This window comes from Actinomadura sp. NPDC047616, from assembly GCF_040642915.1.
Taxonomy (GTDB): domain Bacteria; phylum Actinomycetota; class Actinomycetes; order Streptosporangiales; family Streptosporangiaceae; genus Spirillospora; species Spirillospora miaoliensis.
In genome coordinates, this window is record NZ_JBEYTB010000001.1 from 297,691 (window position 1) to 319,089 (window position 21,399).

Consider the following 21,399-nt stretch of genomic DNA (forward strand, 5'->3'; position numbering starts at 1 on the left):
GGCGGCTCATGCGGCGTAGGGCCGCTTGGACCTGGCCTCGCGCAGCGCGTGCGCCCACCAGGCGAGCTGGTCGAGCATCACCTTGGCGGCGGCGTTGCAGGCCGAGGGGTCCCGGTGGCGTCCGTCGGCGTCGAAGTCCTCCCACGCGTTGTGGAAGCTGACGGTGTCGCGGATGGTGGTGGCGTGCAACTCGGCCAGGACCTGCCGCAGGTGCTCGACCGCGCGCTGCCCGCCCGCCATGCCGCCGTACGACACGAACGCGACCGGCTTGGCGCGCCACTCGGTGTAGTGCAGGTCGATGAGGTTCTTCAGCGAGGCCGGGTAGCTGTGGTTGTACTCCGGCGTCACGATCACGAAGGCGTCGGCGGCGTCCAGCGTGCGCCGCACTTGCGCGGCCACGTCGACCTGCTCGGCGTCGGCCGGCGAGGCGCCGAGCTCGGGGAGGGGCTGCCGGGCCGGGTCCACGACGTCGATGGTCATGTCGGGGCGCGCGGCGGCCTGCTCGGCGAACCAGTCCGCCACCCGGGCGCCGAACCGGCCCTCGCGGGTGCTGCCGATGATGATCGCCACGCGCAGTGGGGTCTCGGTCATGTCCTTCTCCCTTGCGTTCATGCTGGTCAGGGATGTTTCGCGGATGAGAATGACGCTAGGCGCGGCCCCCGGAGACGGGCATCTGTCACCTGACTGGGCCGCTTGCCTGACCCCAGGGTGGGACCTCAACTAAGGTTGAGGTCAAGCGCCAGGGCGCGGGATTTGTATCGAGCGTTATAGAATGGGTGGTATGACCACCAGGACACCGGGCCGTCCGCGCGCCTTCGACCGGGACGCGGCGCTGGAGAAGGCGCTGGTGGAGTTCTGGCGGCACGGCTACGAGGCGACGTCCATCTCCACGCTGACCGCCGCCATGGGGATCCGGCCGCCCAGCCTCTACGCGGCGTTCGGCGACAAGCGCGCGCTGTTCGGCGAGTGCGTTCGCCGCTACCAGGAGCGGCACGGGGCGCTGGTGGCGCGCGCGCTCACCGAGGAGCCCACCGCCGAACGCGCCATCGGACGCATGCTGCGCGAGATGGCCGCCGACTACACCGACCCGTCCCACCCGCCCGGCTGCCTCATCATCACCGCGACCGCCAGTCACGGCCCCGACTGCGCGGACGTCGCCGAGGAGCTGCGCGCCATGCGGCTGGCCACCAGGCAGAGCATCGCCGACCGCATCGCCGCCGACGTCCGCGCCGGGCTGCTGCCCGACTGGACCGACGTCACCGGCCTGGCCACCTTCTTCGCGGCCATCGTCCAGGGCATGTCCCGCCAGGCCCAGGACGGCGCCACCCGCGCCGACCTGGAACGCGTCGCCGCCCTGGCCATGCACGCCTGGCCACCCTTCCCCACCTAACCCTCCACACCCCCAAGCACCTCGACGCCACCCCCTCACCCACCCAGAGCCCATTAACAAGCGTCGACGCGCCGATGACCGCGCGGATTGGGGGCCGGTCAAGGAGGGCACCCCCACGGGGGGCAGGGCGTCTGCTGCGGCGGCGGCACATCACGGAGGTGGCCGGGAACGGCGGTGCCGTTCTGCCGACCTACCTCGGCGAGGCGGGGGCCGCCGCAGTGCTGTGACGGCGCGGGGTCAGGCGGCGACCTCCTCGAGGAACGTCGTGATCAGCTTCAGCCACTCGTCGGGGCGTTCGGCGAACGGCAGGTGGCCGGTGTCCAGCTCGGCCACGCGGGCGCCGGGGATGCGGGCGGCCACGTCGCGCTGGACGGGCGGCGGGACGAGCAGGTCGGCGGTGGTGGTGATGACCAGCGTCGGGATCGTCAGCTCGGCCAGCTCGGCGCGGATGTCGACGTGCCGGACCAGGTCGACCTGCTCGGGCGTGCCGGGCGGGACGGTGGCGACGGTCGCGGCCACGGTCTCGGCGAGGTCGTCCTCCGGGAGGGCGGCCAGCGCGGACGGGCTCAGCGCGAAGAGCGTGACGAAGTCGCCGAGCGGCGTGCGGTCCTCGGCCTCCAGCAGGCGTGACCACAGGTCGCCGGCCAGGCGCAGGTGGTTGTCGGGGCGTGCGAACGTCGCGGTCAGCACCAGCGCCTTCACTCGGTCGGGGTGGCGGCTGGCGGCGCGGACCGCCACCGGGCCGCCGAGCGAGTAGCCGACGATCGAGAAGGTGTCCAGGCCTTCGTCCACGGCGGCGCCGACCAGCTCGTCGGCGAGCTGGTCGAGAGTGAGCGGGACATCGGACCGCGGCGTCGCGCCGGCGCCGGGGTAGTCGACGCCGACGACGGTGCGGCCCTCGGCCAGGCCGTCCAGGATCGGGCCGTAGTTGGGCTCGACACCGCCGCCCGCGCCGTGGGCCAGCGCCACCCCCGGCCCGCCGGTGCCGCGAACGGTGCGCGCGAACGTGCTCATGCCGCTCCTCCACTTTTTTAGCGGTCGCTACAGAACGGATGCTAGCCCATATCTGTAGCGACCGATAAAAAACCCGGGGGTGGGCTTTCTCCTACCCCTGAAGAGGAGTTGCGCCCATCGAGACGGCCGGACCCGCTCCGTAGCGTCGACGACGACACCGAACGAGTCCCCCCACCCCCTGACGCCGCACGGAGGCGAGCACGATGAACCCACACAACGGCGAGGCGCTGCGGCTGGTGGCCGTGCGCAAGGAGTACGGGACGGTCACCGCCCTCGACGGCGTGTCGCTGAGCCTGCCCGCGGGGACGTTCACCGCCGTCATGGGACCGTCCGGCTCCGGCAAGAGCACCCTGCTGCACTGCGCGGCCGGGCTCGACCGTCCCACCGAGGGCCGGGTGTTCGTCGCCGGGACGGAGATGACCGGCGACGACGAGACCGCGCTCACCAAGTTCCGGCGCAGGCGCATCGGGTTCGTCTTCCAGCGGTTCAACCTGCTGCCGACGCTGACCGTCCTGCAGAACGTCACGCTGCCGCGCCGGCTGGCCGGGATGCGCGTCGACAAGGCCCGCGCCGTCGAGACGCTGCGCCGCGTCGGCCTCGGCGACCGGCTGAACCACCGGCCCGCCGAGCTGTCGGGCGGCCAGCAGCAGCGCGTCGCCATCGCCCGCGCCCTGGTCACCCAGCCGCAGGTCGTCTTCGCCGACGAGCCGACCGGCGCCCTGGACACCCGCAGCGCCCGCGAGGTGCTGGCCCTGCTGCGGGAGACGGTCCGGCGGGACGGGCAGACCATCGTGATGGTCACCCACGACCCGGTCGCCGCCGCGCACGCCGACTCGGTGGTCTTCCTTGCCGACGGGCGCCTGGCCGGGAGCATGCGCGCCCCCTCGCCCGAGGCCGTCGCCGAGCGGCTGGCCCACCTGGGCGACGACGTCGCGGTGGGGGTGTGACCGGCATGATGTTCGGACTCGCCCTGCGCTCCCTGCGCCACCGCACCGGCGCGTTCGCCGCCGCGTTCTGCGCCACGTTCTTCGGCGGGACGCTCGTCATGGCGTTCGCGTCCCTGCTCGACACCGCCGTCGCCGACGGGGTCCCGGCGGCCAGCCGGGAGACGCTGATCACCATGGCGAGCGTGGTGGGCGGCTGGGGGCTGATCATGGTGGCCTTCTCCGTCACCTCCACGCTGTCGCTGGCCGTGCGCCAGCGCACCGACGAGATCGCCCTGCTCAAGAGCGTCGGCGCCACCCCCGCCCAGATCCGCCGGATGATCGTCGGCGAGGCGGCCGTGCTGGGCCTGGTCGGCACCCTCGCCGCGATCGTCCCGGCCCTGCTCGGCGGGCGCCTGGTGCTGGACCTGCTGATCGAGACCGACCAGGTGGCGCCCGGCGTGGAGCACGCCTTCGGCCCGCTCGCGCTGACGATCGGCATGGCGGTCACGTTCGCCGGATCGACGTTCGCGGCCCTGCTGACCGCGCGGCGCACCACCCGCATGCGGGTCACCGAGACGCTGCTGGAGGCGGGCACCCAGGGCGGCCGCACCAGCCGCAAGCGCGTCGTCTTCGGCATCCTGTTCCTGCTGCTGGGCGCCAACCTCGCCGTCGTCACAGCCACGGTGATGCGCGACAAGGGCACCGACGCCATGCAGACCGCCGGGCAGACGTCCATCTGGGTCGCCGTCGGGTTCGCCCTGCTCAGCCCGATGCTGCTGCGCGCGTCAGCCGCGATGCTGGCCGGGCCGCTGGCGGCCGCGGGCGCCGCCGGGTACCTGGCCCGGCACAACCTGAGCGGACGGGCCCAGCAGCTGTCCGGGGCGCTGATGCCGATCATCCTGTTCACCGGCATCGCCACCGGCACCCTCTACATGCAGCGCGTCGACGACGCCGCGCTCGCCGCCGACGGCCTGCTGTCCACCGTCGAGCAGGAGAACATCAAGACCCTCAACTTCGTCGTCATCGGCATGCTGGTGCTGTTCGCGGCGATCATGCTGATCAACACGCTGATCGCCACGACCACCGACCGGCGCGGCGAGTTCGCCGGCCAGCGGCTGACCGGCGCCACACCCCGCCAGGTGCTCGCCGTGACGGGCCTGGAGGCCGCAGTGCTGACCGTCGTCGGCGTGGCGTTCGGCACGGTCGCCGCCCTGTGCACGATCGTCCCGTTCACCATCGCCCGCACCGGCGAGCCGCTGCCGGACGCGACCCCGGCCATCTACGCCGGAGTCGTCGCCGTGGCCGCCCTCCTCGCCCTGATCACCAGCCTGGCCACCACACGCCGCGCGCTGCACACCCCCGCCGTCAAGGCGGTGGCCGTCTGACCTCGGTGATGCTCCGGACGGTCCGGGGCGGTCCCCCGCGGACCGCCCCGGATTCCGCATGATGGGACACTGACGGCCATGAGCGTTGCGGCACATCTGGAGGAAATCGGTCGTCCCCTCGTCGAGGAGCAGCTCGCGCACCCCACCGTGGCGGGCATCGCCCGCGGCGACCTCGACGATGCGGTGTTCCGGTCCTGGCTGGAGCAGGACTACCTGTACCTGCTCGACTACGTGCGGGTCTTCTGCCGCCTGGCGTGGCAGGCGCCGTCCGGCCACCTGGGCGACCTGGTCGACCTGGCGCACTCGACGTTTCACGTGGAACTTTCCCTGCACCGCTCACTGGCCGAACCGTTCGGCGCCGACCTGGACGGCGCCGTCAAGGGCCCGGCCTGCGCCGCGTACACGGCGTTCCTCCTGGACAGCGCCGCCACCTACGCCGACGGCCTGGCCGCCCTCTACCCGTGCATGTGGGGCTACTCCACCCTGGGCGCCCGCCTCGCCGAGAACCCCCCGGCCGACCCCCGCTACCGCCGCTGGGTCGACACCTACGCCGACCCGGCCTTCGCCACCCTCACCCGGCGCATCGCCCAGATGATCGACGAAGCCGCCCCCGACCTAGCCCGCGCCGAACACCTCTTCCGCGAAGGCATGCGCCACGAACTCGCCTTCTGGACCGTCCCGTAACCCTCCCACCCCGACGACGTCCTCCAGGACGCCCGGCGTCCTGGAGGCCCCCAGACGCCTGCCCCGCCCGCTGGGACGTCCTGGTCGTGTGGTTCACCCGCGTCCTACGCGGCGTCAACGGGCACCGCGCCGCTCCCAGGAAGATGCAAGCAGGACGTCCGGTCAGACTCCGCGACGTCCGCGAGACCGAGACCTCTGGCCCACAATGACCGTCACCGTACGGAGCCGCCCCCGCCGCAGAGCCTGTCCCCTGGTTCCCATCGACTGGTGCCCCAGCGGCTGTAAACCTCTCCCGACGCGGTGTAGAAGGTGACGAGTGGAGACAAATCTGACGCCCTTGGATGAGCTTGTGGCTCTCCTCCCGCCACCGGCGAACCCCGTCTATGGGGTGCGGTCCTGGGAGGAGGTGTTCGCTGAGCTGGGAACCGGCTTGCCTCAGGACTTTGTGGCACTGATCGAACGCTATGGAGCCTTCCAGGTGGGCGGCCTGGGAGGAAGCGACGATGGTACTCGGGAGTACCTGGAGTTCCTCATGGTCGCCGACCCGCGAGTAGTGCGGAGTCACGGCGTGACCTGGGCGCAGGCGGCTGTGATGAGGGGAGACACGTACCGCAGTCTCCGAGCGCGGTTCCCTGACACCTATATGCTCGCCGCCTGGCCCGAGCCAGGAGGGTTTCTCGGTTGGGGAACCACGATCGACGGTGACTGGTTCGGCTGGTTGACCGAGGGCGATCCCGATGAGTGGCCGATCGTGGCCGAAGGACGGGGCGACCAGTGGATCGATGAGCCTCCCCTGCAAATGACGGCGACAGAGTTCCTTCTGCACTGGTTCTCGGGCGTCCCCGATCTGCCGTACATGGCGCAGCTCTGGGAGGGCGGAGAGTGGGAACCGGTGGAATGCCGTCCTGGACACCGAGGGCCAGCGGCAACGCAGACCTGATGACCAGCCGCGACAAACCGGACGGCTGTTTCCCCTGCCTGCCGGCCGGGGACTCGCGCCCCCGCCGCTCGCGCCGACCGGCGGAGAGGGCGGCCGATGCGGCGACGCAAGTGCGCCGTCCCCTACCACAACTCAATTCGGCAGAGCATCTGCCCCGTCAGGCGCGCAGGCGACACGAAATGAACCGGCCCCTAGACGAGCTGATCAACACACATGACTGGTAGCCAGCGGCGGCCGTGCATTAGCACTGTCGCCGCGAGTCCAGCCGCACCCCGGGCGGGAGGATACGGCTTCGGGCCACGGCGTTAAGACTGCGGGGTGGACCACGGCGCGGATGGTCCGCCCCGCTCCCCGTGCCACAGCCATCATCTACACGTACTTGATGACGAGGTGAAGGGCAGGGGCGCCAGCGAGCGTCACTCCTCGTCTACGGGCCTCAGTCGTACTCGCGCTGCTTGAAGCCGCTCCTGATAGTCCGGCATGAAGATCTCCGGCAACCGCGTCTCCAGTTGTGCGAGCACGCTGGACAGCACGTTCCACTCCCCACGGTGTACATAGATCACTCCTGCTCCTTGACGCTGATGTCGAGCACCAGGCGGTGTGCGAAGTCGTACAGCACCAACGCTTGATCGTGGGAGAGCCGGATCGACTCATCAGCATGGGACATGAGCCGCAAGACCATGCGGACACGGTGGCACATTGGCCTGGAGTCTCATTCGCGCGGACGGTGAGACGACGTGACAGACAGGTTCGCGCGAACGAGCCCTCCGGCTCGCGGGCGGCCGCGAGCCGTGAGCCCTCGCTTCGTGCTCGCGCGGCCGGGGCGTTAGAGCTTCGGCCGGATGAGTGCCTGGGCCACGATCACACGGTCCCCGTTGAACGTCAGCGAAGGCGATCCGTGCAGCTCGTAGCCGAGGTCCAGTGCTTCGCTGACCCTCCGGCAGAAGGCCTCGTCGTCGGGGCCGGTGAGAACGCGGTACCTGGGAAGATCTTTCGCGTCGGGCATGCGGCAAGTGTAGAGAGCTGGGCAGCCGGGACCGGGCCGCGAGCGCGACCGGCAGGACTCTTCGCCTCCCGGCTCAGGTCACAAATGCGCCACTGCTGTCCGGGCTGGTACATCAGCGGGAGCGTGCCCAGGCGGCGCATCCACTCATCGGGCTCCGGGGGCGGCAGCAGCCATCCGTCCGCCGCCGCCCGCTCGGTGATGGCGAGCCCGCTGCTGTGGCGGTGTAGAAGACACTGGTCATCGGCCCGGCGGCGGTACGGGAGACGTGCGCGGGTCTTGTTCGGTCGCCGGGGCGGGCGCCTCGACGGTGAAGCCGGGCATCGTCGTGGCCGTCGCGGTCGGCGCGGCTGCGACGATGCCCGGCCAGTACCCGGTGCGCGACGTGGTGGGGAGTCCGCACGCGATCGTCGTTGTCACCGGTCCCCCGGCGGGGTCAGGCGTCGAGGGGGCGCCAGGCGGGGCGGTCGCCGTCCCGCCGGACCTGCCCGAACACCACGTCGGCGAAGTGGTCATGCCGTGCGTCTCCAGCAGGTCGCGCTGGGCCCATTCCGGCGCGGAGACGAGGTGGTCGGCATGGACGAACGCCGGGTGGTCACCGCCGGGGGCGGGGTGCCAGGCCCAGCCGATGTGGTCGGGGTGCAGGTGGGTGGAGGCCACCGACTCGATCTCTTCCGGCCTGCGGCCGAGCTCGGCCAGATTGTCCAGGAGCGCGCCCCCGTGGATGGCGCCGCGTGGGGTTCCCGGATCGGGCGGCAGCGACTGCGGCCCGAACCCCGCGTCGATCAACAGTGCGCGGTCGCCGTTCTCCACCAGCAGGCCGCCGATGCTCGCCACGAGGTGACCGGAGTCGTCCAGGTAGTCCGGGTGGGCGGTCCACACCTCATCGGTGGTGTCCGGGAGCCAACCGCGCGGCGGCAGCGCGTCCTTCAGAACCTGCTCGAGCAAGCCATCACCCGTCCATGAGGCGACGCCGGCAATCCGGATCCCGGTAGCCGACGAGACCTTCTCGTACGTTCTCGGCCCAGGTCAGCCTCATATCCCACCACGCTGCGGGTGCTGACCATGCTGGTGGCGCCCACGGTCGGCAACGCCACGGCCGCCGGGCACGACCTGCGCACCGACGCGGCGTGCGTGCGGCTCGTGGTCCTCGGCGATAGCTGCCGGGCCCTCGGAGGACGAGGACGCCGCCCGGCTCAGCCCGCTCGGCCACGCCCACCTCGACTGCCTGGCCGCTACGCCATCGCCTCCTCCGCACCACCTGCGGGCCTACGGCCACTCGGACAGGTTCCCCGACGGCGACGGCCGCGTGGACGAGGACGGCGCGCAACCCCGGAGAATGCCTGATCCACATGTCAGTGGCTGCGGTGTGGTGGGGGAGCCCAGACGTACCCGTATCGGCCGGGGAACCTGCCGATCAGTGCACTCGCGCACCGCACTCGGCCGAGTACAGCGCCGCGTCAGCGCTGGAGCTGGTGGAGCGGTACGCCGAGGTGGGCGACACCACCCGCCACCCGCTGGGCGAGCACGCCGCAGCGCACCGCGGCACCGGCCAGCGAGCGGACCCTGGTGTACCGGGACGACACCCGCCGCCAAGCCCGGGTGGTGCGCATGGTGTACGAGGTCGTCACCCAGGCGCGCCCGGAATCCGGAACCAAGGTGATCGCCCCTGGGGCAGCGAGGACTGTCGGAATGTGGTGACAAGCTGGCCGGATGAAGATCACTGGTTTCACCGAGCGGAAGGTCCGCGTCAGCGGCCTCGACATCCATGTCGCGTCGGGGGGCGAGGGGCCGCCGCTGCTGTTGCTGCACGGCTTTCCGCAGACCCATCTCACCTGGCGGCATGTCGCTCCGGCACTGGCCGACCGTTTCCAGGTCATCTGCCCCGACCTGCCTGGATACGGTGCGAGCGGCAGACCGGCCGGCGGGTACGAGCGGTACGCCAAGCGCGAGACCGCCGCGACCATGGTCGAGCTGATGCGGCAACTCGGCCACGAGCGGTTCAGCCTGGTCGGCCATGACCGTGGAGCGCTGGTCGCCCTCCGCGCCGCGCTGGATCACCCCGCCGCGATCGACCACCTCGCGGTGATCGACGTCATCCCCACGGTCGAGATGTGGGACTCGCTGACGGGAGTGGGCGGGGTCTTCGGCTTCCACCTGTATCTGCTCGCCCAGCCGAACGACCTGCCCGAACGGATGATCGGCGCCGATCCCGACACCTTCTTCGGCCACTTCCTCGACACCTGGGTCGACGACGCCGCCACCATCGATCCCGCCACACGGGAGGCGTACCTGTCGGCGTTGCGGACGCCGGAGGCGATCCACGCCATCTGCCAGGACTACCGGGCCAGCGCCTTCGTCGATGCGGTCCACGACGCAGAGGACCGTCAGGCGGGCCGGCAGATCAAGGCACCCACACTGGCGATCTGGCAGGACCCCGGCGACATGGTCCTGCCGTTCGACCCCGGTGCCGTCTGGCGCGGCTGGGCGCCTGATCTCCGCACCCTGCCCCTGCCCGGCGGGCACTTCCTGCCGGAGGCGCAACCCGAGGCCGTCGCCGCGGCGATCCAAGACCTGATCGCGCCCTGACCGTTCCGCCGGCAGGCGGACACGCCTGCGCCATTCTGCTGATCTTGTGGTGCGGGTCGCGTGCGAGGGCCACGGCGACGTAGCCGAACCCGCATTCGGGGTCGCGGCGGCGAGAAGCCCCCTGCTCCCAGGAAGGACGTCCTGCGGACGCGCGGGACGTGGGGCCGTGGTGGCTGGGTGTTCGGTGGGGGTGCCGGTACGTCCCCCGCAGGCATGGGGGGACGTACCGGTCGAGTTGCGAGGGGCCGGGGGTCAGCCGACGGGCGTTGGCGCCAGGGCTGGGTAGTCGGTGTAGCCCTCGGCGTCGCCGCCGTAGATGAGGTCTTCCCGGATGGGGTTGAGGGGGGCGTCGGTGGCGAAGCGGGTGGGGAGGTCGGGGTTGGCTATGAAGAGGCGGCCGTAGGAGAAGAGGTCGGCCAAGCCCGCGTTCAGCACCTTCTCCCCTGCCTCACGGGTGGTCGGCTGGGGGCCGTTGAAGTTGGCGATGAGGGTGCCGGGCCAACGGGGGCGCAGGTCGGCCAGGGCCGGGTAGGCGCCGCGTTCGATGATGTGCAGGTACGCCAGGCCGAGCGGGGCGAGGGTGTCGACCAGTGTCCGGTAGGTGCCCTGCGCGTCCTCCTCCGCGATCTCGTTCTCGGGGTTGTCCGGGGAGATGCGCAGGCCGACCCGTTCGGCTCCGACCTCGGCGACGACGGCCTCCATGACCTCGACCGCGAAACGCAGGCGGCGGGTGAGGGAGCCGCCGAAGCGGTCGGTGCGCCGGTTGGTGTTCTCGGCGAGGAACTGCTGGACGAGGTAGCCGTTCGCGCCGTGCAGCTCAACTCCGTCGAACCCGGCGCGGACCGCGTTGCGCGCCTCGGCGGCGTAGGCGGCGATCGTGGCCTCGACCTCCGCCGTGGTCATCGCGCGCGGCGTGACGTGGTCGAGCAAGCCGTCCTTGGTGAAGATCTGCTGGTGCTCGATGCGGACGGGGGACGGCGCGACAGGGAGTTCGCCGTCCGGCAGCGTCACCGGATGCGTCATCCGGCCGACGTGCCAGAGCTGCGCGAAGATCCGTCCGCCGGCGGCGTGCACGGCGTCGGTGACCTCCCGCCATCCGGCCACGTGCGCGTCGGTCACCAGGCCGGGGATGCCCGGGCCGCCCTTGCCGAGCGGGTCCGCCCACAGCCCCTCGGTGACGATCAGCCCGGCCCCGGCGCGCTGGGCGTAGTACTCCTTGGTCAGCGGGTGCGGGACGGCGGACACGTCGTCGGCACGGCCGCGTGTCATGGGCGCCATCACGATGCGGTTGGGCAGGCTCAGGCGGCCGTCATCGTAGGAACGCAGCAGCGGGCTCGCGGTCATCGGACGTCCTCCCGCCGGTCCAGCGCGGTGACCTCGACCTCGATCTGCCAGTCGGGCTGGGCCAGCGACGACACTTCCAGCAGGGTGTCGGCGGGGTAGGGGCGGGCGAGGAACTCCTCGCGCAGCCGGATCACGTCGTCCAGGTGCGCGGCCATGTCGGTGACGAAGATGCCGACCTTGACCACGTCGGCGATCGAGAGGCCGGCCTCCTTCAGCACCCGCTCGATGTTGCGGAACGCCTGGCGCCCCTGCTCCAGGAAGTCGTCGGAGACCGTGCGGCCATGCTCGTCGATCCCCGCCTGCCCGGAGACGTGGACGAACCCGCCCGCCCGGATGGCCTGCGAGATCCGGTACGGCTCGTACCAGTCCGGGTCGGTCGCGATCCGCTCGATCGTGCCGGTCATGATCCCTCCGTTGATGTTTGCATGCACCTACATGAATTGCATGTACATGCAGATATTGCACAACCATGTACCCTGGTGTCAACAGCCGAGGAGGAAACGGTGGACAGCGCGGATGGCAGGGCCTGGGAGCAGGTGGTCACCCTGCACGGACGGGTCGAACAGGAACTGACCAAGGCGCTGCACCGGCAGGGTGTCGGGCTCTCGGAGTACCGGGCGCTGTGCCAGCTGGTGCGGGCCCCCGACGGCGAGCTGCGCATGCAGGAACTCGCCGACCTCATCGGCCTCAACCAGAGTTCGGTCAGCCGCCTGGTCGCACGCCTGGAGTCGGCGGGCCTCACCCGCCGCGACATGTGCCCCAACGACCGCCGGGGCGTCTACACCGTGATCACCGACGAGGGCCGCGCCCTCCAGCGCAAGATCGCCCCCATCTACTACGAGGCGCTGAGCAAGGCCCTCGACGACGCCGCAGACGACGCCCGCGTCGGCCCTCTCGTCGCCACCCTCCGCCAACCGACGACGACCCCCTGACGCCTCGCGCCTCCTGGTGAGCGTCGTAACAGCGGCGCGTTTCCGCCGCGCGTTCCGGCGAGGGGCGGCTCAGTGATTCCGGCTGCCCAGTTCTGCGGGCGGGTGAGTTCGAGGATGGCGCTTGACGCGCCTGTCGGCTAACCGCTATCCATTGGCTAGCCGTTAGGGGTTGGGTACGCGGGACGCGGTGCCGGCGATGCCTGCGAAGGAGCCGTTGCACGGCGCGTGTGGTCGCGGCGGGTTCTTCGACTGCGGGTCTGCTGCCGCTGGGAAGGGGCGCGTTGCGGCTGCAGGCGGACGTGCACTGGTTGGAAGCGCGTGAGCGCGTCTGGCCGACGGGCGAGAACGAATCCGAGGGCTCATGAAGGAGTTCGGCGCTGTGCTTGAGGTCTGCGGTCTGCGCCAGGAGCACGGCCAAGGGCAGGGCATCGTGCGGGCGGTCAGTGGGGTCGAGCGGCTGGTGGCGCACGGGATGTTCGCCGACGGCACCCGGCGGCTCGCCCATGTGGTCGGGCTGGAGGGCTGAACGCCATGGGCCGCATCCTGTTGGTGTTCCGCCTTGTCCTGGCCGACGTGCGTCGGCATCCCGCCCAGGCCGCGATGCTGCTCGTCTCGATCACCGCCGCGACCGCCACGTTGGCCCTCGGTCTGTCATTGAACGGGGCGACCGAAACGCTCTACCGGCAGACCCGGGACGCCACCGCCGGGCCGGACGTGGTCGCGCTTTCCCCTGGCACCAAGCGGACCACGATCACTGCCCTGAAGTCGTTGGAGCACGCGCCCGGGGTGGTCGCGCACAGCGGGCCGTACCGCCAGTACTACACGACGCTCACGGCGCGCGGTTCCACGGGAGCCGCGGTGGTGCAGGTCGCCGACATGACACCGGGTCCGGTCGACCGTCCGTTGGTGACCTCGGGCAGCTGGGTACGCCCCGGAGGCGCCGTGGTCGAGCGCGGCTTCGCCACCGCCATGGGCGTCGGGGTCGGCGACCACGTCAACGTCGCCGGCCGCTCGCTTCCCGTCGTCGGGATCGCCGTGACCGCGGCCCACTCGGTCTACCCGTGGGCGCCGTTGATCGGTCCGGGCGGCGGGCCGAGCGACGGCGGCGGTCTGGTCTGGCTGGCCGAACGGGACACCCGGGCACTGGAGTCGGCGGACGTCCCGGTGACCTCCTTCATCAACCTGAAGCTGCGGGATCCCGACGCGGCCGGGGCGTTGAATCTCCGCGATCCCGCCGTGGCCTCGGCGTTCGAGGACACCTGGGTGAACTTCAAGACCTGGCGGCACATCGCCGAGCAGGACCTTGTCGCGCTCCAGAGCAGTCAGCCGATCCTGGTCATCGGCAGTTGGCTGCTCGGCTTGCTGGCCATCGGCGGCGTGGCCACGCTGATGGCGGGACGTGCCGCCAAGCAGACCCGCCAGGTCGGGCTGCTCAAGGCCGTCGGCGCCACCCCCGGGCTCATCGCCGCCGTCCTGTTCGCCGAATACCTGACCCTGGCGCTGCTCGCCGACGCACTGGGCCTGACGATCGCGCGGCTGGCCGCGCCCGCCGTCATCGATCCCACCGCGAGCATGATCACCACCGCCCCCGGTCTGACCGGCGGCACCATCGCCGTCACGACCGTCGTCGCCCTTGCGGTGGCGGCCCTCACCACCTCCGGCCCGACGCTGCGGGCGCTGCGTACCGGCACCGTCTCCGCCCTGGCCGACGTCGCCCACCGGCCTCGGCACCGAGCCTGGCTGAACAGACTGTCGGCGTTGCTGCCGACCCCGCTGCTGCTCGGGCTGCGCCTGATCGCCCGCCGCCCCGGCCGTGCCGTCCTGCACGGGTGCAACATGATGACCACGCTGATCGCGGTCACCGCACTGCTGCTGGTCTACGCCCAGCCCGTGAAGGGCTACCCGGGCTCTCCCATGGCGACCGAGGCGCAGGTCGCTCAGGAGCGCCACGTACTGCTGGCCGTCACCGCCGCGATGATCGCACTCGCCGTCGTGAACACCATCACGATCACCTGGACCACCGCACTGGAGGCCCGGCCCGCCATGGCCGTCGCGCGGACGCTCGGCGCCACTCCCGGGCAGGTCACGGCCGGACTGTCCGCCGCACAGCTCCTGCCGACCCTGCCCGGCGTCGTCTCCGGCATCCCTCTGGGCGTGATCCTGTTCAGCGACGCGAAAATGGTCATGCCCCCCGCGTGGTGGCTGCTCACCGCCGCACTCGTCCCGCTCCTGGCGACGGCGGCGCTCACCGCCTTGCCCGCGCGCGTCGCAGCCCGCCGATCCGTGGCGCAGACCCTCAGCGCCGAAGCGACGTGAGTACCGGCCGACGAGCGTCCCGCTGATGGGCCAAACCCGGATTTGCCGGACATTGCGCATGTGGGGGCCGGGGCGCGGTCTCGTAAACCTGTGCGGAGGCGGTTGAGGATCGCCCTTGGCATTACTAAAAGTTACCGTAACTATACGGAGGGTAAGGTAGGGTTCGCTGTGTGGTAGTGAGCCGATTCCGGCGGACACCGGCGGCCGGCCCATCGGGGGCGGTTCTCTGGCCGGTCCTGCTGGGGCTGGTCGTCCTGCTGACTGGGGCGTCGGGGTCGTGCTCTGAGGTGGCGCCGTGCGCCGCCGTCACGTCGATGGTCGCCGACGAGGAACTCCTGCGCACTGCCGCTCCAGGTGAACGTGACACCGGACGCGGGGAGTCGACCGGGGAGCACGAGGCCAATCGCGCGCAGACGGCCGGCCGGACGCAGGGGCTCGCCCTCGTCCGCGTGCCGGCCTCACTGGACGCGTCCGCGGAACCGTCCGTCACGGCGCGACGGTTCGACGAGGTCCCGGTGCAGGTCACCGGCGCCAGGCTGCTCATCGAGCTGAACGTCTCCCGCACGTAAACGCGCCGCGGGACGGCCGTGTCCGGCCCCATCCCGCACTTCTGAGATCCGTCACGTCCAGAAGTGGGATTCCGCATGCGCCTAGGAAACGTTCACGTGGTCACGGAGAAATGGCGCTTCCACTGCCTGCACTGCCTGCGGGTGTGGGAGGCCCTGTACGAGGCGCGGCACGCCGGTGGCGGCCACGGCGGCCACGCGGTCGCCTGGCGTCTGGACGGTGTGCCCGCGCAGCCGCCCTGGATCGACCCGGTCTGCCAGAACTGCAACAGCCTGCGGGTGAAGGTGCTTCCGGCCGGGCCCATCGTCCCGCGGCAGCGGTGAGCCGACACCCGTAGGACGGCGAAGGACCACGGCCTCGTGGACGAGACGAGACCGTGGTCCTTCGTGTTCCCGCGTGTTCCGCGACCGGGATCAGCGGTCGGCGTGGACCTCCGCGCGGGGTGCGCTGGGACGGGCCGTCCCGCCGGGCAGGGCCGAGGCGTCCCCGACCGGGCGGAAGCGGCGCAGCCGGAGGCTGTTGGTGACGACGAACACCGAGGAGAACGCCATGGCCGCACCGGCGATCATCGGGGTGAGCAGCCCGGCGGCCGCCAGCGGCAGCGCGGCCACGTTGTAGGCGAACGCCCAGAACAGGTTGCCCTTGATGGTGCGCAGGGTCCGCCGCGACAGGGCGATGGCGTCGGCGGCGGCGCGCAGGTCGCCGCGCACCAGGGTCAGGTCGGACGCCTCGATCGCCACGTCGGTGCCGGTGCCCATCGCCAGACCCAGGTCGGCCTGGGCCAGGGCGGCGGCGTCGTTGACGCCGTCCCCGACCATCGCCACCGTGCGGCCCTCGCCCTGCAGCCGCTTGACGACGGCGACCTTGTCGGCGGGCAGCACCTCCGCGATGACCTCCTCGATCCCCACCTGGCCGGCCACCGTGCGGGCGACGGTCTCGTTGTCGCCGGTCAGCAGCACCGGACGCAGCCCCAGAGCGCGCAGCCGCGCCACGGCCTCGGCGGAGGTCGGCTTGACCTGGTCGGCCACGGTGATGACCGCGCGGGCCCGGCCGTCCCAGCCGACGGCCACGGCGGTGTGCCCCTGCGCCTGGGCCGCCATCATCGCCTCCTGGAGTTCGGGCGTCAGGTGCTGGGACCACTCGGCGAGCAGCTGCGGCCGTCCGACCAACACGGCGTGCCCGTCCACCATGCCCTGGACGCCCAGGCCCTCGATGTTGGCGAAGTCCTCGACGGACGGCAGGGTGCCGACGCGTTCGGCGGCTCCGGCGGCGATCGCGCGGGCGATGGGGTGCTCGGAGGCGTGCTCCAGCGCGCCCGCCAGCCGCAGCGCCTCGTCGGCCTCGACGCCGTCTGCGGTGTGGACGTCCATCAGCGCCATGGTGCCGGTGGTGACGGTGCCGGTCTTGTCCAGCACGACGGTGTCGATGCGCCGGGTGGACTCCAGCACCTCCGGGCCCTTGATCAGGATGCCGAGCTGGGCGCCGCGTCCCGTGCCGACCATCAGCGCGGTCGGCGTGGCCAGGCCCAGCGCGCACGGGCAGGCGATGATCAGCACCGCGACCGCCGCGGTGAACGCGGCCGCCGTCTCCGCGCCCGCGCCGAGCCAGAAGCCCAGCGTGGCCGCGGCCAGCGCGATCACGATCGGGACGAACACCCCGGAGATCCGGTCGGCCAGCCGCTGCACGGCGGCCTTGCCCGTCTGCGCCTCCTCGACCAGCCGGGCCATCTGCGCCAGCTGCGTGTCGGCGCCGATCCGGGTGGCGCGCACCAGCAACCGGCCGCCCGCGTTGACGGTGGCGCCGACCACCGCGTCGCCGGGGCCGACCTCGACCGGCACCGACTCGCCGGTCAACATCGAGGCGTCCACGGCCGAGGAGCCCTCCGCGACCACCCCGTCCGTGGCGATCTTCTCGCCGGGACGGACGACGAAGGCGTCCCCCACGGCCAGGTCCTCGACCGGGATGCGCTCCTCACGGCCGTTCTCGCGGACGACCGAGACCTCCTTGGCGCCCAGCTCCAGCAGCGCGCGCAGCGCCGCGCCCGCCCGGCGCTTGGACCGCGCCTCGAAGTACCGCCCGGCCAGCAGGAACGCGGTCACCCCGGCGGCGGCCTCCAGGTAGATGTTGGCCGACCCGTCCGAGCGGGTCATGGCGAACTCGAACCCGTGCCGCATGCCCGGCTCCCCGGCCGAGCCGAAGAACAGCGCCCACAGCGACCACCCGAACGCCGCCAGCGTGCCCAGCGACACCAGCGTGTCCATGGTCGCCGCGCCGTGCCGCAGGTTCGTCCAGGCCGCCCGGTGGAACGGCCATCCCCCGTAGACGACGACGGGCGCGGCCAGCGTCAGCGACATCCACTGCCAGTACTCGAACTGCAACGCCGGGACCATCGCCATCGCGATCACCGGCACCGCCAGCACCAGCGACGTGATCAGCCGTTGCCGCAGCGGCCGCAACTCCCGGTCGGCCTCGTCCTCGCCGTCCCCGGACGTCTCGTCACGCGGCGGCCTGGGCAGCGTCGCGGTGTACCCGGCCTTCTCCACCGTGGCGATCAGCTCCTCCGGCGTGACGCCCTCGGGCGCCTGGACCGTGGCCTTCTCGGTGGCGAAGTTGACCGTCGCGGTCACGCCGTCCATCTTGTTCAGCTTGCGTTCGATGCGGGCGGCGCACGAGGCGCAGGTCATCCCGCCGATCGCCAGCTCGATCCGCCCGGACGCGTCGCCCGTGCTCATCGCCTTCCTCCTCCTCGTCGATCGCCTACGGGATGGTCAGTGCCCGTGATCGTGGCCGTCATCGCCGTTCTCCTCCGCCGGAGCGGTCGGCGCGGCGGCCGCGGCCGCGTTGCCGGCCACGGCCGTGAACTCGGCCGTGCGGACCTTGCCGTCGTGCTGGAAGTCCAGGTAGAGGCGGTATCTTCCCGGGCTCGGCACCTCGGCCTCGAACGTCACGTCCGGACCGGGCCGGGTGCGGCCGTCGCCGGGCGCGCCGTCCGGGTGGACGTGCAGGTAGGCCAGGTCCTGGTCGCGCAGCACGACCAGGTGCCCGTACGCCTCCAGGTACGGCTCCAGGTCGGTGACCGGCCGGCCGTCCTTGCTCACCGACAGGGTGAGCCTGCTCGACCGTCCCGGAACCAGGGTGCCGGTCAGCTTCACCTCGTAGCCGTCCACCTTGGCGACCTGCTCGGCGGGCGGCACGGCCCGCGGCCGGTAGTCCCCCGGCGCCACCACGTCGGTGCCGAGCGTGAGCTGCTCGGCCGCGCCCGCGGCCTTGAAGTCGGTGAAGAACCGGTAGGTCCCGGGGTCGGGCAACGTCAGCGGAACGGTCCAGACGCCGCCGCCCGCCTCCGTGGGATGCAGGTGCTGGAACCCCGACAGGTCACGGCGCGCCACGATCAGGTGCAGCAGCTTGCCGTGCAGGGGTTCGAAACGGGTGACGGGCTTGCCGTCCGGTCCCGTCACCGAGAACCGGAAGTCCGTGCGCTCGCCCGGGGTGACCGTCGTGGTCTCGGGCGTGAGCGTGTAGCCGTCCTGGGACACCTGGAGCCCCGCCGGGACGTGCGACGACGCGTTCTTGCCGTGCCCGGACGCCCCGCCGTGCCCGGACGCCCCGCCGTGGCCGGACGCCCCGCCGTGGCCGTTACCCTCGGTCTTGTGCGTGTCGGCGGTGGCATCGATAGGCCCGACGGCCGCGCCGACCCCTGCCGCGCCGCCGAAGACGGCCGCCAGGCCCAGGGCGAACGCCCCCAACTTGATCGCCGTGTTCATGGTCTGCTGCTCGCTTCCCTCGTTCACCTTGGCGGCCGCCGTATGCGGTCGTCCCCCTCCGCCCGGCCCTTCGCCCGGCGCGGATCAGCGCGCCGGGACGGGGCGTGCGGGAGACGGCCGGGTCAGGCCGTCACCTCGTATCCGGCCTCTTCCACGGCCGCGCGGACCTTGTCGTCGTCGATCGCGCCCTCGCCGGTGACCGTGAGCCGGCCGCTGGCCAGATCCACGTCCACGGCGGTCACGCCGGCGATCTCGCTGACCTCCTCCTTGACGGAGCTGACGCAGTGACCGCAGGTCATACCGGTGACGGTGTAGGTGGCGGTGCTCATCGATCCGTTCCCCTCATCCCTGGACTTTTACCCCCTAGGGGTATCTGACGAGGGTTATGTTACGCACCCGTCACAGCGCTCGCAACCCCTACCCCCTAGGGGTTATCGGAAGATCGGGGTGATTCACGGCACATCACCCCGCGGACCAGGTTATCCACAGGCCCCCGGCGGGCCGCGACGGGGGACTCGGCGGCAGATGGCGTCGTTTGTAGTGGTATTTCGATTGAAAACCCCCGCCGGGCGGGCCGATCCGGCGTTGTACACAGGGTTGTCCACAGGTTTCCACAGGGGTGTGGAAAGTTGTGGAAGACCGCCCGCGACGCCTCGGATACTGTGAGGCATGCCCGAACTGCCAGAGGTCGAGGCCCTCGCCGCGTTCCTGCGCGAGCGGGCGGTCGGCCACGCCGTCGCCCGGGTCGACGTTCTCGCCATCTCCGCGCTCAAGACCTATGATCCCCCGGTCACGGCGCTCGCCGGCCTGTCGATCACCGGCGTCGCCCGGCACGGCAAGTTCCTCGACATCGACGTCGACGGCCTGCACCTGGTCATCCACCTGGCCCGGGCCGGCTGGCTGCGCTGGCGCGAGGAGGTGCCGGCCCGGCCCGCCCGTCCCGGCGGCAAGAACCCCCTGGGGGTACGGGTGCACCTGGACGACGGCTCGGGCTTCGACCTCACCGAGGCGGGCTCCAAGAAGGGCCTGGCCGTGTACGTCGTCCGCGACCCGGCCGAGGTGCCGGGCGTCGCCACGCTCGGCCCGGACCCGCTGGACGACGGCTTCACCGTCGAGGCGCTGCGCGGCATCGTCAAGGGCCGCCGCACCCAGATCAAGGGCCTCCTGCGCGACCAGCGGATCGTCGCCGGCATCGGGAACGCCTACTCCGACGAGGTGCTGCACGCCGCCCGGATGTCCCCATTCAAGATCGCCGACACGCTGACCGACGACGAGATCGCCGGACTGCACGAGGCGATCATCACCACCCTGCGCGACGCCGTGGCCCGCTCCACCGGCCTGGCCGCCCAGGACCTCAAGGGCGAGAAGAAGACCGGCCTGCGCGTGCACGGCCGCACCGGCGAGAAGTGCCCCGTCTGCGGCGACACGATCCGCGAGGTGTCCTTCGCCGACTCCTCGCTCCAGTACTGCCCCACCTGCCAGACCGGCGGCAAACCCCTGGCCGACCGCCGCCTGTCCCGCCTGCTCAAATAACCCTTCCGATCAGACCCCCTGCCGAGTGGGGGTTGGTTGGGGGGTGGCGGGTGCGGGCGGGGAGGAGTCGTCAGTTGCCCTTCGGGGTGTCGCCGAACAGGGGGGCCACCTGGTCCCAGCGGTGGAGTTCGCAGCCGTTCTTGCGGGTGAAGCCGGTGTCGACCTGACGGCCTCGCCAGGTGCCCTTGACCTTGGCCTCCTGGGGGCCGCCGTAGATCTCGGTGCAGATCTGCTGCGGTGAGATCGGCTTGAAGGGGTCCTGGGCCTTGCTCAGGGCCGCGCAGGCCTTGGCGGCCTCGGGGTGGTCGCCCCCGGCCGGGTCGCAGGTCAGGGTCCAGGTCTTGGGTGTGGCCTTGGCCGACGCGCGCACCTCGACCGTCAGCTGGTCGGCCGGGGAGCGGGTCGGCTGGACGGTCGTGGTGCCCGAAGCGGTGTCGCGGGGGGAGTCCGCGGCCTGTTCGGAACCGCAGGCCGACAGTGACAGGAGGGTGGCGAGTGCGGGCGTCGTGAAAAGGAGCGTCCGGTACCGCATGCGTGATTCGACGTGGAAGGGTTCCGCGCGGTTCCATGGGGGTGTGATGATTTTCGGGGAAGACGTTCCTGCCGTCGACGCCGCGGAGGTCCCGCAGGACGCCTACCTGCTGGACGTGCGTGAGCAGGACGAGTGGGACGCGGGCCACGCGCCCCAGGCGGTGCACATCCCGATGGCCGAGCTGAGCGACCGCGCCGCCGAGGTGCCGCGTGACCGGGACGTCTACGTCATCTGCCGCTCCGGCATGCGCTCGGCGCAGGTGACCATCGCGCTCAACAACGCCGGCTGGCTGGCCAAGAACGTCGACGGGGGAATGAAGCGCTGGGTCGAGGTCGGACGGCCCATGGACGCCGCGGGGGACGGTCCCGCCTACGTGGCCTGAACCAAGGGCCCCTTTGTCGGTTTTTGACGCTGACTGTACGATCTGCAGCGTTCACCGTCTGACCGCGGGAGCTCGGGCCGACACACCGGGCTGAGAGG

25 protein-coding genes are annotated in these 21,399 nt (G+C 71.5%); 13 read left to right on the plus strand and 12 right to left on the minus strand.

The window, feature by feature from the left end:
- Positions 1-6: 6 nt before the first annotated feature.
- On the minus strand, positions 7-591 hold the full coding sequence (locus tag ABZ801_RS01535) for an NAD(P)H-dependent oxidoreductase (RefSeq protein ID WP_360691303.1): 585 nt from the start codon (positions 589-591) through the stop codon (positions 7-9).
- A gap of 190 nt (positions 592-781) precedes the next feature.
- On the opposite strand from ABZ801_RS01535, the gene ABZ801_RS01540 reads away from it, so the two are divergent.
- The gene (locus ABZ801_RS01540; RefSeq protein ID WP_360691306.1) at positions 782-1,390 is read left to right on the plus strand and encodes a TetR/AcrR family transcriptional regulator; all 609 of its coding nucleotides are present in this window, start codon (positions 782-784) and stop codon (positions 1,388-1,390) included.
- A 237-nt stretch (positions 1,391-1,627) separates the two neighbouring features.
- Here the strand turns inward: ABZ801_RS01540 and ABZ801_RS01545 are convergent, their stop codons facing one another.
- On the minus strand, positions 1,628-2,404 hold the full coding sequence (locus tag ABZ801_RS01545) for an alpha/beta hydrolase (protein WP_360691309.1): 777 nt from the start codon (positions 2,402-2,404) through the stop codon (positions 1,628-1,630).
- A gap of 203 nt (positions 2,405-2,607) precedes the next feature.
- On the opposite strand from ABZ801_RS01545, the gene ABZ801_RS01550 reads away from it, so the two are divergent.
- The 4 genes from ABZ801_RS01550 to ABZ801_RS01565 all read left to right on the plus strand — a co-directional run bounded on the left by ABZ801_RS01550 (position 2,608) and on the right by ABZ801_RS01565 (position 6,339).
- Complete coding sequence (locus tag ABZ801_RS01550) at positions 2,608-3,351, plus strand: ABC transporter ATP-binding protein (protein WP_344941705.1); 744 nt, start codon at positions 2,608-2,610, stop codon at positions 3,349-3,351.
- A 5-nt stretch (positions 3,352-3,356) separates the two neighbouring features.
- The gene (locus ABZ801_RS01555) at positions 3,357-4,715 is read left to right on the plus strand and encodes an FtsX-like permease family protein (protein WP_344941708.1); all 1,359 of its coding nucleotides are present in this window, start codon (positions 3,357-3,359) and stop codon (positions 4,713-4,715) included.
- A gap of 78 nt (positions 4,716-4,793) precedes the next feature.
- Positions 4,794-5,399, plus strand: a complete 606-nt coding sequence (locus ABZ801_RS01560; protein WP_344941711.1) for a TenA family protein — start codon at positions 4,794-4,796, stop codon at positions 5,397-5,399.
- 406 nt (positions 5,400-5,805) lie between these two features.
- Positions 5,806-6,339 (plus strand): hypothetical protein, encoded by a 534-nt coding sequence (locus tag ABZ801_RS01565; RefSeq protein WP_360691314.1) that lies wholly within the window; start codon positions 5,806-5,808, stop codon positions 6,337-6,339.
- Positions 6,340-6,755: 416 nt separating this feature from the next.
- On the opposite strand, the gene ABZ801_RS01570 is transcribed toward ABZ801_RS01565, so the two are convergent.
- The 4 genes from ABZ801_RS01570 to ABZ801_RS01585 form a co-directional block, all read right to left on the minus strand.
- Positions 6,756-6,902: a hypothetical protein gene (locus ABZ801_RS01570; protein ID WP_360691317.1), complete on the minus strand. Its 147-nt coding sequence runs from the start codon at positions 6,900-6,902 to the stop codon at positions 6,756-6,758.
- A 263-nt stretch (positions 6,903-7,165) separates the two neighbouring features.
- Positions 7,166-7,345 carry a DUF1737 domain-containing protein gene (locus ABZ801_RS01575; RefSeq protein WP_344941718.1) on the minus strand — a complete coding sequence of 60 codons (180 nt, stop codon included), beginning with the start codon at positions 7,343-7,345 and terminating at the stop codon, positions 7,166-7,168.
- A gap of 237 nt (positions 7,346-7,582) precedes the next feature.
- On the minus strand, positions 7,583-8,290 hold the full coding sequence (locus ABZ801_RS01580) for an MBL fold metallo-hydrolase (protein ID WP_360691320.1): 708 nt from the start codon (positions 8,288-8,290) through the stop codon (positions 7,583-7,585).
- Positions 8,291-8,802: 512 nt separating this feature from the next.
- Positions 8,803-8,973 carry a hypothetical protein gene (locus ABZ801_RS01585; protein WP_360691323.1) on the minus strand — a complete coding sequence of 57 codons (171 nt, stop codon included), beginning with the start codon at positions 8,971-8,973 and terminating at the stop codon, positions 8,803-8,805.
- An 82-nt stretch (positions 8,974-9,055) separates the two neighbouring features.
- Here ABZ801_RS01585 and ABZ801_RS01590 point away from each other — a divergent pair, with 82 nt between their 5' ends.
- Positions 9,056-9,931 (plus strand): alpha/beta hydrolase, encoded by an 876-nt coding sequence (locus ABZ801_RS01590; protein ID WP_360691326.1) that lies wholly within the window; start codon positions 9,056-9,058, stop codon positions 9,929-9,931.
- A 252-nt stretch (positions 9,932-10,183) separates the two neighbouring features.
- Here ABZ801_RS01590 and ABZ801_RS01595 read toward each other — a convergent pair whose 3' ends face one another.
- The gene (locus ABZ801_RS01595; RefSeq protein ID WP_360691329.1) at positions 10,184-11,275 is read right to left on the minus strand and encodes an alkene reductase; all 1,092 of its coding nucleotides are present in this window, start codon (positions 11,273-11,275) and stop codon (positions 10,184-10,186) included.
- The gene (locus tag ABZ801_RS01600) at positions 11,272-11,679 is read right to left on the minus strand and encodes a RidA family protein (protein WP_344941728.1); all 408 of its coding nucleotides are present in this window, start codon (positions 11,677-11,679) and stop codon (positions 11,272-11,274) included. Before ABZ801_RS01600 ends, ABZ801_RS01595 begins: the two co-directional genes overlap by 4 nt.
- A 99-nt stretch (positions 11,680-11,778) precedes the next feature.
- Between ABZ801_RS01600 and ABZ801_RS01605 the strand changes: the two genes are divergently transcribed.
- The 5 genes from ABZ801_RS01605 to ABZ801_RS01625 all read left to right on the plus strand — a co-directional run bounded on the left by ABZ801_RS01605 (position 11,779) and on the right by ABZ801_RS01625 (position 15,413).
- Positions 11,779-12,207 carry a MarR family transcriptional regulator gene (locus ABZ801_RS01605; RefSeq protein ID WP_360691333.1) on the plus strand — a complete coding sequence of 143 codons (429 nt, stop codon included), beginning with the start codon at positions 11,779-11,781 and terminating at the stop codon, positions 12,205-12,207.
- A gap of 379 nt (positions 12,208-12,586) precedes the next feature.
- Positions 12,587-12,733 carry a hypothetical protein gene (locus ABZ801_RS01610; protein ID WP_360691336.1) on the plus strand — a complete coding sequence of 49 codons (147 nt, stop codon included), beginning with the start codon at positions 12,587-12,589 and terminating at the stop codon, positions 12,731-12,733.
- Between the two features lie 5 nt (positions 12,734-12,738).
- Positions 12,739-14,523 (plus strand): FtsX-like permease family protein, encoded by a 1,785-nt coding sequence (locus ABZ801_RS01615; protein ID WP_360691339.1) that lies wholly within the window; start codon positions 12,739-12,741, stop codon positions 14,521-14,523.
- Between the two features lie 314 nt (positions 14,524-14,837).
- A complete protein-coding gene (locus ABZ801_RS01620; RefSeq protein WP_360691342.1) occupies positions 14,838-15,092 on the plus strand; it encodes a hypothetical protein in 255 nt (84 codons plus the stop codon).
- Between the two features lie 96 nt (positions 15,093-15,188).
- A complete protein-coding gene (locus tag ABZ801_RS01625; protein ID WP_344941744.1) occupies positions 15,189-15,413 on the plus strand; it encodes a hypothetical protein in 225 nt (74 codons plus the stop codon).
- 90 nt (positions 15,414-15,503) lie between these two features.
- On the opposite strand, the gene ABZ801_RS01630 is transcribed toward ABZ801_RS01625, so the two are convergent.
- From ABZ801_RS01630 to ABZ801_RS01640, 3 genes are all read right to left on the minus strand, one after another.
- On the minus strand, positions 15,504-17,822 hold the full coding sequence (locus ABZ801_RS01630; protein WP_360691345.1) for a heavy metal translocating P-type ATPase: 2,319 nt from the start codon (positions 17,820-17,822) through the stop codon (positions 15,504-15,506).
- A 36-nt stretch (positions 17,823-17,858) separates the two neighbouring features.
- Positions 17,859-18,881: a hypothetical protein gene (locus ABZ801_RS01635; protein WP_360691349.1), complete on the minus strand. Its 1,023-nt coding sequence runs from the start codon at positions 18,879-18,881 to the stop codon at positions 17,859-17,861.
- A gap of 95 nt (positions 18,882-18,976) precedes the next feature.
- Positions 18,977-19,183: a heavy-metal-associated domain-containing protein gene (locus ABZ801_RS01640; RefSeq protein ID WP_344941753.1), complete on the minus strand. Its 207-nt coding sequence runs from the start codon at positions 19,181-19,183 to the stop codon at positions 18,977-18,979.
- Positions 19,184-19,523: 340 nt separating this feature from the next.
- Between ABZ801_RS01640 and ABZ801_RS01645 the strand changes: the two genes are divergently transcribed.
- Positions 19,524-20,387, plus strand: coding sequence for a DNA-formamidopyrimidine glycosylase family protein (locus ABZ801_RS01645; protein WP_360691352.1), 864 nt, complete (start codon positions 19,524-19,526; stop codon positions 20,385-20,387).
- Between the two features lie 70 nt (positions 20,388-20,457).
- Here the strand turns inward: ABZ801_RS01645 and ABZ801_RS01650 are convergent, their stop codons facing one another.
- Positions 20,458-20,919: an SSI family serine proteinase inhibitor gene (locus tag ABZ801_RS01650; protein WP_360691355.1), complete on the minus strand. Its 462-nt coding sequence runs from the start codon at positions 20,917-20,919 to the stop codon at positions 20,458-20,460.
- Between the two features lie 49 nt (positions 20,920-20,968).
- Here ABZ801_RS01650 and ABZ801_RS01655 point away from each other — a divergent pair, with 49 nt between their 5' ends.
- Positions 20,969-21,301, plus strand: a complete 333-nt coding sequence (locus ABZ801_RS01655) for a rhodanese-like domain-containing protein (protein ID WP_344942359.1) — start codon at positions 20,969-20,971, stop codon at positions 21,299-21,301.
- The last annotated feature ends 98 nt before the right edge of the window (positions 21,302-21,399 follow it).